We start from the raw sequence: 17,827 nt of genomic DNA on the forward strand, positions 1-17,827 counted from the left end.
GAATCATGAAAGCAATAAGAATCATTTACAATTGCAGGCATGGCTTCCCAAAAAATATTTCGCTCCGGATCTTGCGCAGAAGTTCTTAAGAGATTCTTAACGGCTGGCGGCGGCGTGAAAAGCTGGTCGCTGCGGCGTACCCTGCTGGCCGTGCTGCTGGGGCTGACCCTGGCCCTTTGGGTGGGCAGCGCCGCCATCGTGTACGTGGAAGCGCGCCGCGAAAGCCAGGAATTGTTCGACCAGTCGCTGATCGAGACGGGCCATTTGCTGCTGTCGCTGGTGGAAAAGGATGCGCGCGAGCATGGCTTGACGGGGCCCATCGACCTGCCGCTGCGCGGCCATCCGAATCCCCACCAGTATTTGCTGTTCAAGGTGCGCGACGCGCAGCAGCGCGTCCTGTACCGCAACGACGCGGCGTCCGACATTGCCCTGTCGCGCAGCGCGCCGGACGGCCTGTCGTGGACCAGCATCGGCGGCCAGCGCTGGCGTCTGTTTTCGCTGTGGGACCCGCAGCGCAGCCTGCAGCTGCTGGTGGCCGAACCGACCAGTCACCGCGACGACATCAGCCGCGGCTTCTTTTACCGCATCGCGCTGTTCGGCCTGCTGCTCGTGGCGCTGGCCACCATCGCCATCTGGTGGAGCATCCACCGCGTGTTTCGCGTGCTGCAGGCGTCCGCCGACGAAGTGTCGGCGCGCACGCCCGATGAACTGACGGACATGCATGTGCACGGCGCGCCCTCGGAGTTGCATCCGTTGCTGCTGGAAATCAACCGCCTGTTCGGCAGGGTGCGGCACAGCCGCGACAATGAACAGCGCTTCACGGCCGATGCTGCGCACGAGCTGCGCACGCCGCTGGCCGCCATCAAGACCAATCTGCAAGTGCTGCAGCGGGCCCGCAGCGCGGACGAATGCGAGGAATTCATCGCCGCCCTGGGCGCCAGCGTGGAGCGCGCCACGCGCCTCGTCAACCAGTTGCTGGCGCTGGCGCAGCTCGATCCGCAGTCGCAGGCAGAGACGGCGCTGGCGCCGGGCGACCTGGCGCAGCTGCTGGCAGCGCAGGGGGCGCAGTGGCAGGCGCTGGCCGCGCCGTACCAGTTGTCGCTGGCGGTCAACGTGGCGCCGGCGCCTTGCGCCCTGCATGCGGACAGCCTGCAGGTGTTGCTGCGTAACCTGGTCGACAATGCGCTGCGCTATACCCCGGCGCCGGGCGCCATCGAGATCAGCTGCGGCGTGGAGGCGGGGCGCAGCTACCTGCGCGTGGCCGATACGGGGCCGGGCATCGCCGAGCAATGGCACGCGCGCGTATTCGAACGCTTCGTGCGCCTGGGCGGCAGCCAGGTTCCCGGCAGCGGGCTGGGCCTGTCCATCGTGCGCCGCATCGCCGAGCGCCATGGCGCGCAGATCATCCTCGGCGCCGGACTGCAGGGCCGGGGGCTGGCGGTGACGGTCGTGTTTCCCGCAACGTAGCGGGCGCGATCCGATAGCGATAAAACGCACAAGGCGTGTGCAGAATGCGGTATCTTTCTGTTATGCACAGCCCACACCAGCCCATTCTTTTCGATCCCCCCGCTTTATCGCTGGCCGCCGCGCGCGCGCTGCACCTGGCCGCGCAGGGCTTGCTGCAGGCGCGGCGCAAGAAAGCCGTGAAGGCGGACGTGCTGGCCGCCGTGCGGCAGATGGGCGTGCTGCAGATCGACACCATCCACGTGGTGGCGCGCAGCCCCTACCTGGTGCTGTGGAGCCGCCTGGGCGACTATCCGCAGCCGTGGCTGGAGCAGCTGCTGGCCGAGGGCGCGCTGTTCGAGTACTGGGCGCACGAGGCTTGCTTCGTGCCCATCGAAGACTATGGCCTGTACCGCCACCGCATGCTGGACCCGGCCGCCATGGGCTGGAAATACTCCGTCAAATGGATGGCCGAGCAGGGCGAGGCCGTCGCTTCGGTGCTGGAACACATCCGCGCCAACGGCGCCGCGCGTTCGGCCGACTTCGAGCGCACGGATGGCCAGGCGGGCGGCTGGTGGAGCTGGAAGCCGGAAAAGCGCTCGCTCGAAGTGCTGTTTACGTCGGGCGTGCTGATGATCGCCAAGCGCCACAATTTCCAGCGCTATTACGACCTGGCCGAGCGCGTGCTGCCGGGCTGGCACGACGGCTTGCTGCCGTCCGAGGAGCAGGTGCGCCGCCGTTTGCTGCTGGCCAGCGTGAAGGCGCTGGGGCTGGCGCGGGCCAGCTGGATCAGCGACTACTTCCGCACGAAGCAGTCGCGTGCCAGCCTGGCGCGCGATCTGCAGGCGCTGGTGGACGAGGGCGCGCTGCTGCGCTGCACGGTCGATGGCTGGAGTGATGCCGTGTACGTGCATGCCGAGCATGGGGACTTGTTGCGCGACGCGGCGGCCGGCAAGCTGGCGCCCACCCTGACGACGATCCTGTCGCCGTTCGATCCCGTCGTCTGGGACCGGCGCCGCGCCCTGGAATTGTTCGGCTTCGACTACCGGCTTGAATGCTACACGCCGGCCGAAAAGCGCCGCTATGGTTATTTCACCTTGCCGATCTTGCGCCGCGGCGCGCTGGTGGGGCGCCTGGACGCCAAGGCGCACCGCGCGCAGGGGCGCTTCGAGATCAAGTCGCTGGCGCTGGAAGACGGCGTGCGCCTCAGTACCCGCCTGGTGCAGGACGTGGCCGGCGCCGTGCAGCGCCTGGCGCTCTGGCATGCCTGCCCGGATATTGATATTGCGCAGACGCAGCCGGCAGCCTTCGGCGCGCTGCTGGCCCAGGCCCTGCTCGACGGCGGCGCTGCCGCAAGGCGGGCCGCATGATGCTGCCGCCGGCTCCTCCCCAGCTGCTCGACGCCGATGGCGTCCCCTGCTTTGGCCGCTACACGGGGCAATTGAACGCCTTTGACTGGGCCGCTCTGGCGCCGCCCCACGCGCGCGGCGCCCTCTGGCGCCTGTTCCACCACAAGCGCTGGCATTATGTGGCCCTGTCCACGCCCACGCTGTTCTGCGGCGTGGCCATCGTCGACCTGGGCTGGACCAGCACGGCCTTCGCGTATGCCTTCGACCGCCACAAGGGCAAGATCGTGGCCAGTTTTTCGCAGGATGGCGTGCCGGGTTTGAGCGCCACGGTGGCGCCGCATGCGGGCGCCAGCAGCCGTTTCCGCTTCCTCTCGCAAGTGATCTCCATTGAGGCCCAGCCCCAGCAGCGCTATCGATTGCTGCTCGATTGCGGCCATTTCGGCATCGATGCGGAATTCGGCCCGCCCGTGGCGCCCACCTTGCTGGCCGTGGGGCCCGTGGGCGAGGGCGGCAGCGTGCATGCGACGCAAAAGTCGGGCGGCTTGCCCCTGTGGGGCAGCGTGCGCTGCGGCGCCATGGGCTACAGCTTGGACGACGGCGTGGCCAGCTTCGATTATTCGAATGGCTTGCTGGCGCGCGAAACGGAGTGGCGCTGGGCTTCGGCGCACAGCCTGGACCTGGGTTTCAACCTGCAGGCCGGCTATTTCGGCGCGCATGAAAACGCGCTGTGGCTTGATGGCCAGCTGTATCCGCTGGGCCGCGCGCATTTCGACTTCAATCCCGACAACCCGTTGGCGCCGTGGCATGTGTGGACGGACGACGATTTGCTGGACCTGCACTTCAAGCCGGAAGGCGCGCGCCGCGAGGATAAGAATCTGTGGATCGCCGCCAGCCGCTACATCCAGCCCATCGGCACCTTCAGCGGCTGGGTGCGCACCAGCGCGGACTCTCCCAAGCGCATCGTGGCGCAGCTGGCCGGGGTGACGGAAAGCCACCGCTCGCGCTGGTAGGGGTACGCGGTTTTTTCGTGAAATGCAGCGCAAGGTCAAATTTTTTTGGCAACGCATCCCTTACACTGGCGCGTAGCCGCTCCGGCAATCCCGCTCCGGCAATCCATGAGGCCAGAACATGAGTATCCGTAATCTCGACAAGCTGTTCAAGCCGGCCTCGGTGGCCCTGATCGGCGCCACGGCGCGCGAACGCAAGCTGGGCGCCATCGCCCTGTACAACCTGCTCGGTGGCGGCTACCAAGGAGACATCTGGCCCGTCAATCCCAAGTACGACGAGCTGATGGGCCTGAAATGCTACCGCAAGCTGGCGCAGTTGCCGAAAGCGCCGGACCTGGCCATCATCTGCACGCCGCCCGCCACCATCACGGCCCTGATCCGCGAACTGGGTGCGCTGGGCACGCGCGCGGCCATCGTCATGACGTCCGGCCTCGACCCCGTGCGCGAGCAGTCGCTGCGCCTGGCCATGCTGAAGGCTGCCAAGCCGCATCTGCTGCGCATCCTCGGCCCCAACAGCATGGGCTTGCTGGTGCCGAAACTGGGCTTGAACGCCAGCTTCGCCCATGTGGGCGCGACCAGCGGCAAGATCGCCTTTGTGTCGCAATCGGGCGCGCTCGTGTCGGGCGTGCTCGACTGGGCCAATGCGCATGGCGTGGGCTTTTCCAAGTTCATTTCGCTGGGCGCCAGCTACGACATCGATTTCGGCGATCTGCTCGACTACCTGGCCGGCGACATCGACACGGCCGCCATCCTGCTGTACATGGAAGATATTCAGGCGGCGCGCAAATTCATGTCGGCGGCGCGGGCGGCCGCGCGCAGCAAGCCCGTCATCGTCCTGAAAGCGGGGCGCGAGGCGGAAGGCGCGGCCATGGCGGCCTGGCATACGGGCGCGCTGGCCGGTTCCGACGCCGTGTACGACGCGGCCATCCGCCGCGCCGGCATGCTGCGCGTGTATTCGGCCGAAGAGCTCTTCGATGCCGTGGAAACCCTCACGCATATCCGCTCGCAGCGCGGCGAGCGCCTGGCGATCCTGTGCAACGGCGGTGGCCTGGGCGTGATGGCCACCGATGCGCTGGTGAGCAGCGGCGGCAAGCTGGCCGACCTGTCGCCGGACACCGTCATCGCGCTGGAAAAGGCGCTGCCACGGGGCTGGTCGCACGACAACCCCGTGGGCTTGCCCGGCGACGCGGCCGTACAGCGCTATGCCGACGCCATCAAGCCGCTGCTCGACGAGCCGCAGGCGGACGCCTTGCTGCTGCTGCACGCGCCCACGGCCATGGTCTCGTCGATCGACATCGCCGAAGCCGTCACGCCGCTGATCAAGGCCACCTCGCGCACGGTGCTGTCGTGCCTGCTGGGCGGCACCACCGTGGCGCCTGCGCGCCAGGTCTTCAACCGGGCCGGCATTCCCACCTACGACACGCCGGAAAAGGCCGTACATGGCTTCATGCAGATCGTGCAGTACCGGCGCAACCAGGAAACCCTGATGCAGGTGCCAGCGCAGCTGCCCATGTCGGCCACGCCGCGCCGCGCCAGGGTGCGCGAAATCGTCGCCGCCGCGCTGGCGGCCGGCCAGACGGTGCTGGGCGAATGCCGTTCGAAGGAAATCCTGGCCGCCTACGGCATTCCCGTCGCTACCACGCGCATGGCGGCCGACGTGGAAGAGGCGCTGGCCGTGGCGGCCGACATCGGCTATCCCGTCGCGTTGAAAATCCATTCGCCCGACATCGCCCACAAGTCCGACGTGGGCGGCGTGGCGCTCGACCTCGATACGCCCGACATCCTGCGCACGGCCGCCGCCGCCATGCTCAAGCGCGTGCGCCGCATGCGTCCCGACGCGCTGATCGACGGTTTTACCGTGCAGCAGATGGCGCGCCGGCCGCAATCGCATGAGTTGATCGTCGGCGTGACGACGGACGCCGCCTTCGGCCCCGTGATATTGGTGGGGCAGGGCGGCATCGCCGTGGAAGTGACGGCCGACCACGCCATCGGCTTGCCGCCCCTGAACATGGTGCTGGCGCGCGACATGCTGGCGCGCACGCGCGTGTCGAAGCTGCTGGCTGGCTACCGCAACCAGCCGCCGGCAGACATCGACGCCATCTGCTACACCCTGATCCAGGTGGCCGAACTGGTGGCCGATATCGGCGAGCTGGCCGAACTCGACATCAACCCCCTGGTGGCCGATGCGGATGGCGTGATCGCCCTCGACGCGCGCATCCGCCTGCAGCCGGGCCAGAAGCGCGACCGCCTGGCCATCCGCCCGTATCCGCAGGAGCTGGAAGAGCAGGTGACGTGGATGGACCAATCCATCCTGCTGCGCCCCATCCGCCCCGAGGACGCGCCGCAGCACATGGACCTGTTCCACGCGCTGGACCCGGACGACGTGCGCCTGCGCTTCTTCACGTCCATGCGCGAGCTGCCCGTGTCGCAGCTGGCGCGCCTGACGCAGATCGATTACGACCGCGCCATGGCCTTCATCGCCACGCACACGGGGCCGGACGGCAAGCCGGAAACCCTGGGCGTGGTGCGCGCCGTGGCCGATCCGGACAATATCCACGCCGATTTCGCCATCGCCGTGCGCTCGGCCCTGAAAGGCAAGGGACTGGGACACATCCTGTTCGAGAAGCTGGTCGACTATTTCCGCAGCCGGGGCACGGAAGCGCTGGTGGGCGAGGCGATGGCGCGCAACAAGGGCATGCAGCGGCTGGTGAAAAGCTTTGGCGGCGAAGTCACGCCGTCGGAAGAGCCGGGTGTCGTCAACCTGCATATCGGCTTGCGCGCGCCGTAAAAGAAAGCGCGGCTGGCCAGCCGCGGGTTTGTGCAGGATCAAACCGGCCCCTGTCGGTAGTCTTTACACTTTCACTTCCAGGATGACATATCCAGCGCGTTTTCGGGAGTGAGTGCATGCTTACTGCAACATATATATTGGTTTCCCTGTCGGTGGAACAGGCCAGCATCCGCATGAGCTTGTTGGCTTTTCAGAAATACATGCAGGTGCAACTGCGCCAGCAAAGCAGGCTCAGTTTGGCGCAACTGCAGTACACGGGCGACTGGCTGAACCGGCTGTACCAGGGGAGCTATTGGCGCAAGGTGGAGATGTACCTGATTCCCGCCATCCGCCAGGCCGCGCCCCATGTGGACGGCTTGCTGGACGAGTTGAACGGCTTGAACCACGCGGCGCTGGAAAGCATCAATGTCGTGCAGCAGCGCGCGGGTGCCGCCATCGACCATTCCGAATTACAGGCCGAGCAGCTGTGCGCCGCCATCGATGCCTTTTGCGCGGCCTTGCTGCAGCGCCTGGAAAAGGAAGAGCGCGAACTGTTCGCGCTGGCGCGCAAGGTCATCGTCGGCGAAGCGTGGTTTGCCATCGCCTACCAGTTCCTCGCCCACGATGCGCGCGCGCAGGAAGCGCGCCGTGGCAAGGCGCAAGTACTGCCCTTTGTTTTGCCAGCGCCTTTGCCGGCGCCCTTGCCTGCAGCCGGCGGCGCTGAAACGCTGGCGGATGGTGCCGCGTCCGCGCCGCCCGCGCCGGCACAGCCGCTGCGTGCGCAGGCTTGAACGGGTAGCGAGTGCACACCCCGCCAGGCGGTGTCTGCCGGAGGCGTTTTCGCGAGGGCGGCCGGCGCACCGTCTTAGGGCAAAAATCCAGGGAAAAGATTCAGGAAAGATTCGGAAAAGATTCGCTTTATTCATTTGATAACTTGTTCAGTCCTGTCCGATGCAATACCCCGGGCTTTGTTATGATGGTGGTTTTGATCCACGCGAAACCCGTCATGTTCGAATTTCTCTTCAAGCGTTCTGCCAGCAAGACTGCCGTACCCGACCCTGTCGTGGCAGAACAGGCCGCCGCCTCGGCGCAGAGCGCATCGCGCCGCGCCGAACAGGTGGCGCGTGCCCATGCCGTGGCTGGCGACGAGGCTGCCGCCTTTGAATTCATCGTGTCCAGCGAATTTGCCGATGCCCGTCTGATCGCGGCCGAACACGTCCACGCCTTGCCCCTGCTGGAAAAAGTCCACCACGCCATGCGCAACACGGACCGCCGCGTGGCCAAGCTGATGCAGGGCCGTATCGACCTGATCCGCCATCAGGCTGCCGAGACGCAACGCGCCCAGGCCAGCATCGACACGGCCCAGCGCCTGTTGAACGATGAAAAGCTCAGCCCCAACCAGGTAGCCGAACTGGACCGCCAATGGCAAGTCATCAAGGCCACGCCGGAACTGGCGACCGCCTTTACTGCCGCGCGCGCCGCCCTGGCCGCCCGCCTGGAAGCGCAAGTGGTGCTGCAGCGCGCCGTGATCGACGCCGTCGCCGCCGCGCGCGCGCTGGCCAGCAACGGCCAGTCCGCCGGCGAGCTGGCGCAGGCGCTGGCCCGCCTGGACGGGGAACATGCGCAGCATGCGCAATCGCCCGAGCGCGGCTCCTTGCCGAAACACCTGGAAAGCGACTTCGCCCAGGCACGCGAGCAGGCGCAGTCCGCCCTGCAAGCCTTGCAGCAACACCAGGCCGTGTTCGACGTGCGCCAGGCCGCGCTGGCGGAATGGCTGGCGCAGGACGCCGCCACGCTCGACGTGGATACCCTGAAGCGCGCATGGCAAGCCCTGCCGCGCCTGCCCGAGTCGCCCTTGTCCGACAGCTTGCAGCAGCAATTTGCGGCCGTGCTGGCCAGCGCGCCGGCGCCCGTGCAGGCGGCAACGCCAGAGGCCGCACCAGCCCATGCGGACCCGGCGCCGCGCAAGCCGCGCGCGGAACACGCGCCCGTGTCGAAAGAAGCGACGGAACAGTTCTTCAAGGTGCTCGACGCCATGGAAGCGGCCCTGCAGGACGGCTTGCTGCACGTGGCTTCCGAGCATGACAAGACCTTGCGCGATAGCAAGCACGGCCGTTTGACGCCTGCGCAAGCGGACCGCCTGGCCCATGTGCGGGGAGAATTCAAGCGCCTGGCCGACTGGGCGCGCTGGGGCGGCAATGTGTCGCGCGAGGAATTGGTCAAGGCGGGCGAGGAATTGCCGGCGCAGGAACTCCCAATGGCCGAGCTGGCCAAGAAAGTGGGCAGCCTGCGCGAGCGCTGGAAGTCGCTCGATACCTTGTCCGGTCCCGCGCCGAAATCCCTGTGGGAACGTTTCGACGCCGCCTGCAGCCTCGCGTACGCGCCGGCGGCCCAGCATTTCAAGCAATTGGCCGAAGAGCGCCACGGCAATGCGGCGAAGGCCCAGGAACTGATCGCGGAAACGGCGGCCCTGGCGGCCGAAGAAAGTACCGACTGGAAACACGTCGCCTCCGCTTCGCAGCGCCTGCGCCAGGCCTGGACGCGCCTGGGCACCATCGACCGCAAGGAAAAGAAACGCCTGGATACGGAATTCGGCGCCGCGCTGGACGCCCTGTCGAAGCCGCTGGACACCCAGCGCCAGATCGAGACGGCGCGCCGCGAACAATTGATCGTCGAAGTGGGCTTGCTCAAGCCATCGGAGCGCAACACGGTCGACATGCTGAAAGCCTTGCAGGATAAATGGCAGGAACTGGCGAAAGCCCTGCCGCTGGAACGCCGCGCGGAACAGGCGCTGTGGCAGCGTTTCCGTGCCGCCTGCGACGATATCTTCGCCAAGCGCAAGGAAACGGCCCACGCGGCCGACCACGAGCGCCGCGAACACCTGCATGCGCGCGAAGCGCTGTGCGCCGCGCTGGAAACGGCCGTCGTGCCCGAGGGCGACGACAAGTCCCGCACGGCCTTCATCCATCACTTGCTGCGCGACACGCGCGCCGCCTGGAACGCCACGGGCCCCGTGCCGCGCGCCAGCGAAGCGAAGATCGAGCAGCGCTACCACGCGGCCGTCGCCGGCGTGCAGGCGCAAGCGGACGCCATCGCCGAACGGGCCGGCGCGGCCCAGGCCAACGCCTTGCGCGACAAGCTGCGCCTGGTGCAATCGCTGGAAGCGTCGCTGGCCGAGGGCGGCGCCGATGCCGACGCGTCAGCGTGGAGCGAGCGCTGGAGCGCCTTGCCGCCGCTCGACACGCAATACGAACGCAGCCTGCTGCAGCGCTTTGCCGCCGCCCAGGCCGCGCTGGGCGAGGGCGCTTGCGCCTACGTGCAGCAATTGCAGGCCAACGAGGCCCGCTTGCTCGAAGAGGTCTTGCGCCTGGAAATCGTCGCCGGCGTCGACAGCGGCGCCGAATTTGCCCGCGACCGCCTGAAAATGCAGGTGGAAGTGCTGCAATCGTCGCTGAAATCGGGCCAGAAGCCGCTCACGCAAGTGTCGCAGCTGATGCAGCTGTGCGCGATTGCCGCCGCCACCGATGCGCGCACGGCCAGCCGCATCGAAACCTTGCTGCGCCGTATCGGAGGGCATGCCAAATGAGTACCAGCGTCCGCGTCCAGCAAGCTGATTTTGACTTGAGTCAAGAAATCGCACAATTGCGTGCAGGCAACCCCAAGGTGGGCGCCGTCGTCGGCTTTGTCGGCACGGTGCGCGACATGAACGAGGGGCTGGACGTGGCCGCCATGGAGCTCGAGCATTATCCGGGCATGACGGAAAAGTCCATCGAAGCCATCGTCGAGCAGGCGCGCGCGCGCTGGCCCCTGTCGGGAGCGCTGGTGATCCACCGCGTGGGGCCGCTGCTGCCGCAGGAACAGATCGTGCTGGTGGCCGTCTCGTCCGCCCACCGGGGCGAGGCGTTCGCCGCCTGCGAGTTCATCATCGACTACCTGAAGACGGAAGCGCCGTTCTGGAAGAAGGAAGATACGCCGGAAGGGGCGCGCTGGGTCGATGCGCGCGACAGCGACGAGACGGCGCTGGACAAATGGGCGACAAAAGCAAGCACCGTTTGAATCGTATCTGCCGCGCACGCTAGCATTTGCCCAAATGCAGCGGTTTTCTGCTTTGTGTATGCTTGAAAAGTACTGCCTCACCCCAATTTGGTTAACAACTAATTAACCGGGAGCGCTTTTCATGCGACAAGACAAACTCACTACCAAATTACAGGAAGCCCTGGCCGATGCGCAAAGCTTGGCCGTGGGCAACGACAATCCCTATATCGAACCAGTCCACCTGCTGACGGCCCTGTTGAACCAGGACGACGGCGGCGCCCGTTCGCTCTTGCAGCGGGCCGGCGTCAACGTGGGCGGCCTGTCCAAGGCCCTGGGCGCATCCATCGAACGCTTGCCGAAGGTGTCGGGCACGGGCGGCGACGTGCAGGTCAGCCGCGAATTCGTGGCTCTGCTGAACCTGGCCGACAAGGAATCGCAGAAGGCGGGCGACCAGTTCGTGTCCAGCGAAATGGTCTTGCTGGCCATGACGGACGACAAATCCGACTGCGGCAAGCTGGCGCGCGAAAACGGCCTGACCCGCAAGGCGCTGGAAGCGGCCATCGAGGCTGTGCGCGGCGGCAACAAGGTCGATTCGCAAGAAGCCGAAGGCCAGCGCGAAGCCTTGAAAAAATACACGCTGGACCTGACGGAGCGGGCGCGCAAGGGCAAGCTCGACCCTGTGATCGGCCGCGACGATGAAATCCGCCGCACCATCCAGATCCTGCAGCGCCGCAGCAAGAACAACCCCGTGCTGATCGGCGAACCGGGCGTGGGCAAGACGGCCATCGTCGAAGGCCTGGCGCAGCGCATTGTCAACGGCGAAGTGCCGGAATCGCTGAAAGGCAAGCGCGTACTGTCGCTGGACATGGCCGCCTTGCTGGCTGGTGCGAAATTCCGCGGCGAATTCGAGGAGCGCCTGAAATCCGTGCTGAAGGAACTGGCCATGGATGAAGGGCAAACCATCGTCTTCATCGATGAAATGCACACCATGGTGGGCGCGGGCAAGGCCGAAGGCGCGATGGATGCCGGCAATATGCTGAAACCGGCGCTGGCGCGCGGCGAGCTGCATTGCGTGGGCGCGACCACCCTCGACGAGTACCGCAAGTACATCGAGAAGGATGCCGCGCTGGAACGCCGCTTCCAGAAAGTGCTCGTCGACGAACCGACCGTGGAGGCGACGATCGCCATCCTGCGCGGCTTGCAGGATAAATATGCGCTGCACCACAAGGTGGAAATCACGGACGCGGCCATCATCGCCGCCGCCGAGCTGTCGCACCGCTACATCACGGACCGTTTTTTGCCCGACAAGGCCATCGACCTGATCGATGAAGCGGCGGCGAAGATCAAGATCGAGATCGATTCCAAGCCGGAGGTGATGGACAAGCTGGAACGCCGTTTGATCCAGCTCAAGATCGAGCGCGAAGCCGTCAAGAAGGAAAAGGACGAAGCGTCGTTGCGCCGCCTGGCCTTGATCGAGGAAGAGATCGTCAAGCTGCAGCGAGAATACAATGACTTCGAGGAAATCCTGAAGGCGGAAAAGGCCGTGGTGCAGGGCAGCACGCATATCAAGGAAGAGATCGAGCAAGTCAAGCTGCAGATGGAGCAGGCCACGCGCGAGAGCAACTGGCAGAAAGTGTCGGAATTGCAATACGGCAAGCTGCCGCAGCTGGAAGCCCAGCTCAAGCAGGCTGACAGCGGCATCCCGAAACTCGACCCTGACCAGCCGAAACTGCTGCGCACGGAAGTGGGCGCCGAGGAAATCGCCGAAGTGGTGTCGCGCGCGACGGGTATCCCCGTGTCGCGCATGATGCAGGGCGAGCGCGACAAGCTGCTGCATATCGAAGAGAAGCTGCATGAGCGCGTCGTGGGCCAGGATGAAGCGATCACGGCCGTGGCTGACGCCATCCGCCGCTCGCGCGCCGGCCTCTCCGACCCGAACCGTCCCTATGGTTCCTTCATGTTCCTGGGACCGACGGGTGTCGGCAAGACCGAGCTGAGCAAGGCGCTGGCGACCTTCCTGTTCGATACGGAAGAATCGATGATCCGCATCGACATGAGCGAGTTCATGGAGAAGCATTCCGTGGCCCGTCTGATCGGCGCGCCGCCGGGCTACGTGGGCTACGACGAGGGCGGCTACCTGACGGAAGCCGTGCGCCGCAAGCCGTACAGCGTGATCCTGCTCGACGAAGTGGAAAAGGCGCATGCCGACGTCTTCAACGTGCTGCTGCAAGTGCTCGATGATGGACGCATGACGGATGGCCAGGGCCGCACGGTGGACTTCAAGAATACCGTCATCATCATGACCTCGAACCTGGGTTCGCATAAAATCCAGGCCATGGAAAGCGATGATCCCGGTGTCGTGAAGCTGGCCGTGATGGCCGAGGTACGCTCGCACTTCCGTCCCGAGTTCGTCAACCGTATCGACGAAATCGTCGTGTTCCACGGCCTCGACGAGAAAAACATCGGCGCGATCGCGAAGATCCAGCTGAAGATCCTCGAAGAACGCCTGGCGCGCATGGACATGGCGCTGAGCTTGACGGACGCGGCCTTGCAGCAAATCGCCGAAGCGGGCTACGACCCGGTGTATGGCGCCCGTCCGCTGAAGCGGGCGATCCAGCAGCAGATCGAAAATCCGCTGTCGAAGCTGATTCTGGAAGGCAAGTTCGGCCCGAAAGACGAAATCCGCATCGACGCCCAGAACGGCAACCTCGTATTTACGGGGGCGCAAGTGGGGCTGGACAAGGTGTAATGTTGCTTGGGGTCTGACCCCGGCAGTGAAAGCAGGGCGGTATCAGGCTGGACCTGATGCCGCCCTTCTTGCTATCATCGGCACTATTTTCTGACTAATTCCGGAGGCGGTACGATGGCAAACACATGGCAAGCAGGGCGGCGCATTGGAGTGGGACTGACCTTGGCGGCGGCCGTACTGGCCTTGCCTGGCCAAGCGCAGGCTCAGGAAGAAAAGGTTCTGAACATCTATAACTGGTCGGACTATATCGGTGACGATACGATCAAGAATTTTGAGAAGGAAACGGGCATCAAGGTACGCTACGACGTTTTCGACAATAACGAAATCCTCAATGCGAAACTGGTGGCGGGCAAGTCCGGCTACGACATCGTCGTGCCCACGGCCCAGTGGGCGCGCCTGCAGATCGATGCGGGCCTGTTGCGCAAGCTCGACAAGAGCAAGCTGACGAATTTGGGCAACCTGGATCAGAACCTGCAGGCCAAGCTGTCGAAGATCGACCCGAACAACGATTACCTGGTCGACTGGCTGTGGGGCTACACGACGGTGGGCATCAACGTCAACAAGGTCAAGGCGGCGCTGGGCGGCATGCCCATGCCTGACAACGCCTGGGACCTGATCTTCGACCCGAAATACGCGGCGAAGCTGAAATCGTGCGGCGTGTCCTTCCTCGACTCGCCGTCGGAAGTGCTGCCGGCCGCCCTGCAATACCTGGGCAAGCCCGCGTACTCGAAAGCGGCCGCCGATTACCAGGAAGCGGGCAAGGTGCTGCAGGCGATCCGTCCCTACGTGACCCTGTTCAGCTCATCCGGCTACATCAACGACATGGCCAACGGCTCCGTCTGCGTCGCGCTGGGCTGGTCGGGCGACATCAATATCGCGCGCCAGCGCGCCATCGATGCGAAAAACGGCAATGTGATCCAGGTGCTGGTGCCGAAGACGGCCGCCCTGATGTTCGACACCATGGCCATCCCCGCCGACGCGCCCCATCCGAGCAACGCGCACCTGTTCATCAACTACATTTTGCGCCCGCAAGTGCATGCCAGCCTGAGCAACAAGGTGTTCTACGCGAATCCGAATCCGGCCAGCATCAAATATGTGCGCAAGGACATCGGTGAAAACAAGGCCATCTTCCTGTCGGACGCCGACAAGCAGCGCATGGCCGCACCGGAAGCGACCACGGCCGACATCCGCCGCTTGATGACGCGTATCTACACGAAGTTCAAGACGGGAGTGTAAAGTACTAGCTCCCTACAAAACTGTAGCGAGCGGAAGGGAGTTGTGATCGAGAAGCGGAACTGTGCTGTGCACGGGGCCGCCGAGGCAGTGAGCATCGCAGATTGCAAATCGCGACGCGCAGTAAGTTTTGTGGGGAGATACAAGGATGGCGCGAGGGACGGGCCTGTAGGCCGTCGCTGGCGCCATGCGATATTGCCGAGGCGAACACTACTCGTGGTAGCGATCCATCAGCTTGTGGTGACTGCCGCGCATTTCTTCGATCAGTTCAAAGGCGACGAAGCCGATGATGGCGGCGAAGATGGCGATGAAGAGAAAAACGACGAAGGTTAACATGGTCTTTCAGCCGCCGTTGGGCGGCTGTCCGCTGGGTTGCTCAATGTGCCAGAGCAGCGCTCCAACACGTAGTTGATGCAATTAAACTCTAGCAGATCGGCAGCGCTTTACAAGGCCGCCGAGTTGTAATTCCTGCTAGTATTTGTCCCAGCGCACTTTTTGCGCATTTTCTCTACTTCACCACCAGGTCATGCGCCATCACGGCCTTCAGATAAACGCTGATGGGGTCGCCTGGTTCGCGTTGGGAGAACCACCACGCGCTGGCCTTGCGCAGTTCCCATTCCTGCTCTTCTCCCGTCAATAGCAGGGCGGCGGCCTGGCCCAGGGTGGGCTGGTGGCCGACGATGAGCACGGTTTCCTTGCCGCCGGGCCAGTTGGCCGCCTTGAGGATATCCTCCGCCTCGGCGCCGGGCGCCAGTTCCGGCATCAGCTTGAACTTGCGCCCCAGCGCTTCCGCCGTTTGCAGGGTGCGCAGGGCGGGGCTGACGAGGATACGGCAATTTTCCGGTAGTTGCGAGGCCAGCCATTCGCCCATGCGGCGCGCCTGTTTCTGGCCTTTCACGGTCAGGGCGCGTTCGAGGTCGGGGACGCCCGGCTCGGCTTCTGCGTGTCGCCACAAGATGAGATCCATGCTGTGCTCCTCTGTGTAGAATTGCCTATTCGCCGACCTCCGCGCCCGGCGTGCCCAGTGAATGCATCAAATACTGCTGGGCACTGAACGGCGTTTGCTTGCCGCGCGGCTTGCGGCGCGCGTAATGGCCCGTCGGCTCCAGTTCCCATGCATTGGTATTATCCTTCAAATACGGATTCAGGCCCTCGGCGATCACGCGCCGCTTCAGCGCCCGGTCCAGCACGGGGAAGGCCACCTCCACCCTGCGGAACAGGTTGCGGCTCATCCAGTCGGCGCTGGCCAGGTAGACATCGTGCGCCAGGTCGTTGCGGAAATAATAGATGCGGCTGTGTTCGAGGAAACGGCCGATCACGGAGCGCACCTTGATGTTTTCCGACAGGCCAGGCACGCCCGGCTTCAGGGTGCAGGCGCCGCGCACGATCAGGTCTATCTTCACGCCATCGGTCGAGGCCGCATACAGGGCGCGGATTACGGATTCATCCACCAGCGCGTTGACTTTCACGATGATGCGCCCGCGCCGGCCCGAACGGGCGATCTTCGCCTCGTTGCGGATGGCCTTGATGATCTCGCTTTGCAGGCCGAACGGCGCCAGCCACAAATGGTTCAGGTTGTGCGGCTTGGTCAGGCTGGTCAGGTGGATGAAGACTTCATTGACTTCCACGGCCAGGTCCTGGTTGGCCGTCAGCAAGCCGAAGTCCGTGTACAGCTTGGTTGTCGTGGGATGGTAGTTGCCGGTACCCAAGTGGGCGTAGAAGCGCAAGGAGCCTTCTTCGCGGCGGATGACGAGCGCCACCTTGGCATGGGTTTTCAGGCCCACGACGCCGTACACGACTTGCGCGCCGGCTTGCTCGAGCTTGTCGGCCCAGTTGATATTGGCTTCTTCGTCGAAACGCGCCATCAATTCCACGATGACGGTCACTTCCTTGCCCATCTTCGCCGCCGTAATGAGCGACTCCATCAGGTCCGAGTTCATGCCTGTGCGGTAAATCGTCTGCTTGATGGCGACGACGGACGGGTCGTAGGCGGCGCTGCGGATGAAGTCGATGACCGTCTGGAACGACTGGTAGGGGTGGTGCAGCAGGATGTCGTGCTTGGTCAGCGCGGCAAAGATGTCGTTGCCGATGGCTTTGTGCGCGAGGCCGGGGAAGAACGGCGGGAAGCGCAGCTCGGGCTGCTTGACGTGGTCGATCATTTCCGACAGGCGCACGAGGTTCACGGGGCCGTTGACGCGGTACAGGCGGCTTTGATCCAGATTAAACTGGTCGAGCAGGAACTGCGACAATTCTGGCGGGCAATTGCGCGCCACTTCCAGGCGCACGGAGGTGCCGAACTGGCGACCGACCAGTTCGCCTTTCAGGGCCTGGCGCAAATTCTTGACTTCATCCTCGTCCACCCACAGGTCGCTGTCGCGCGTGACCCGGAATTGCGAATAGGCAATCACTTCGCGTCCGGCGAACAAGTCCGAGATATGCGCATGGATGACGGAGGATAATAAACAGAAGGACACGCCGTCGCCGGAAATCTCGTCCGGCAGCTTGATGACGCGTGGCAAGACGCGGGGCGCCTTGACGATGGCGATCGCCGTGCCGCGGCCGAACGCATCCTTGCCGCTCAGCGAGACGATGAAATTGAGACTCTTGTTGACGACCTGCGGGAACGGGTGGGCCGGGTCGAGGCCGATCGGCGTCAGCAGGGGGCGCACTTCGCGGTCGAAATATTCCTTCACCCACGCGCGCTGCGCCTCGTTGCGGTCGCTGTCGCGCAGCAAATGCACGCCCGCTTCGCGCAGGGCCGGCAAGACGTCGTTATTTAATATCTCGTACTGGCGTTCCACCAGCGCATGGCATTCCTTGCCGATGCGCTCCAGGTTGGCCGCCAGGGCAGGGTGGCCGGCCAGCGAACCGCCGATGCTGCCGGCCGCCAGCAGGCTGGCCACGCGCACCTCGAAAAACTCATCCATATTACTGCTGACGATGCACAGGTAGCGCAGGCGCTCGAGCAGCGGAATGTTCGGGTCTTCCGCCTGGGCCATCACGCGCCGGTTGAAAGTCAGTTGCGACAGCTCGCGGTCAAGCAGGATGCCCGATTTGGTCACTTCCGTGTGCAGTTCAGGTTTCATATTCTTTTGTCTTTGCAGATAGTTAATTCTAGCCGTATTTCATCATGTATGACGCGCTGTGAGTGTAATCATGAAATATGACGTAAGCGTGACATAAGCTGTCATAAAGCGTCGCCCGCCCTGTCATTTTTCATGCCGAAAACGGGTATTCTCGGGGC

The 17,827-nt window shown here is 64.4% G+C and carries 12 protein-coding genes; 9 read left to right on the forward strand and 3 right to left on the reverse strand.

Annotated elements, in window-relative coordinates:
* Nucleotides 1-114 precede the first annotated feature (114 nt).
* From O3301_RS17965 to O3301_RS18005, 9 genes are all read left to right on the forward strand, one after another.
* Nucleotides 115-1,467, forward strand: coding sequence for an ATP-binding protein (locus tag O3301_RS17965; protein WP_305057054.1), 1,353 nt, complete (start codon nucleotides 115-117; stop codon nucleotides 1,465-1,467).
* Between the two features lie 62 nt (nucleotides 1,468-1,529).
* Nucleotides 1,530-2,813, forward strand: coding sequence for a winged helix-turn-helix domain-containing protein (locus tag O3301_RS17970; RefSeq protein ID WP_305057055.1), 1,284 nt, complete (start codon nucleotides 1,530-1,532; stop codon nucleotides 2,811-2,813).
* Complete coding sequence (locus O3301_RS17975; protein ID WP_305053367.1) at nucleotides 2,810-3,802, forward strand: DUF2804 domain-containing protein; 993 nt, start codon at nucleotides 2,810-2,812, stop codon at nucleotides 3,800-3,802. Before O3301_RS17970 ends, O3301_RS17975 begins: the two co-directional genes overlap by 4 nt.
* 118 nt (nucleotides 3,803-3,920) lie before the next feature.
* Nucleotides 3,921-6,587, forward strand: a complete 2,667-nt coding sequence (locus O3301_RS17980; RefSeq protein ID WP_305057056.1) for a bifunctional acetate--CoA ligase family protein/GNAT family N-acetyltransferase — start codon at nucleotides 3,921-3,923, stop codon at nucleotides 6,585-6,587.
* Between the two features lie 116 nt (nucleotides 6,588-6,703).
* Complete coding sequence (locus tag O3301_RS17985) at nucleotides 6,704-7,357, forward strand: hypothetical protein (RefSeq protein WP_289899117.1); 654 nt, start codon at nucleotides 6,704-6,706, stop codon at nucleotides 7,355-7,357.
* A gap of 182 nt (nucleotides 7,358-7,539) precedes the next feature.
* Nucleotides 7,540-10,152 carry a DUF349 domain-containing protein gene (locus O3301_RS17990; RefSeq protein ID WP_305057057.1) on the forward strand — a complete coding sequence of 871 codons (2,613 nt, stop codon included), beginning with the start codon at nucleotides 7,540-7,542 and terminating at the stop codon, nucleotides 10,150-10,152.
* Nucleotides 10,149-10,622 (forward strand): molybdopterin synthase catalytic subunit MoaE, encoded by a 474-nt coding sequence (moaE, locus tag O3301_RS17995; protein ID WP_305057058.1) that lies wholly within the window; start codon nucleotides 10,149-10,151, stop codon nucleotides 10,620-10,622. The genes O3301_RS17990 and moaE overlap by 4 nt, the downstream gene beginning before the upstream one ends.
* 121 nt (nucleotides 10,623-10,743) lie before the next feature.
* The gene (gene clpB, locus O3301_RS18000) at nucleotides 10,744-13,350 is read left to right on the forward strand and encodes an ATP-dependent chaperone ClpB (protein WP_251351801.1); all 2,607 of its coding nucleotides are present in this window, start codon (nucleotides 10,744-10,746) and stop codon (nucleotides 13,348-13,350) included.
* Between the two features lie 114 nt (nucleotides 13,351-13,464).
* A complete protein-coding gene (locus O3301_RS18005; protein WP_289911805.1) occupies nucleotides 13,465-14,586 on the forward strand; it encodes a polyamine ABC transporter substrate-binding protein in 1,122 nt (373 codons plus the stop codon).
* A gap of 207 nt (nucleotides 14,587-14,793) precedes the next feature.
* Here O3301_RS18005 and O3301_RS18010 read toward each other — a convergent pair whose 3' ends face one another.
* The 3 genes from O3301_RS18010 to ppk1 form a co-directional block, all read right to left on the reverse strand.
* Nucleotides 14,794-14,919, reverse strand: a complete 126-nt coding sequence (locus O3301_RS18010) for a hypothetical protein (protein WP_257218666.1) — start codon at nucleotides 14,917-14,919, stop codon at nucleotides 14,794-14,796.
* A gap of 172 nt (nucleotides 14,920-15,091) precedes the next feature.
* Nucleotides 15,092-15,550, reverse strand: a complete 459-nt coding sequence (gene sixA, locus O3301_RS18015) for a phosphohistidine phosphatase SixA (protein WP_070254143.1) — start codon at nucleotides 15,548-15,550, stop codon at nucleotides 15,092-15,094.
* Nucleotides 15,551-15,575: 25 nt separating this feature from the next.
* The gene (ppk1, locus tag O3301_RS18020) at nucleotides 15,576-17,669 is read right to left on the reverse strand and encodes a polyphosphate kinase 1 (protein ID WP_099664711.1); all 2,094 of its coding nucleotides are present in this window, start codon (nucleotides 17,667-17,669) and stop codon (nucleotides 15,576-15,578) included.
* Between the last annotated feature and the right edge of the window lie 158 nt (nucleotides 17,670-17,827).

The organism is Janthinobacterium sp. SUN211 (genome assembly GCF_030587315.1).
Taxonomy (GTDB): Bacteria; Pseudomonadota; Gammaproteobacteria; order Burkholderiales; family Burkholderiaceae_D; genus Janthinobacterium; species Janthinobacterium kumbetense.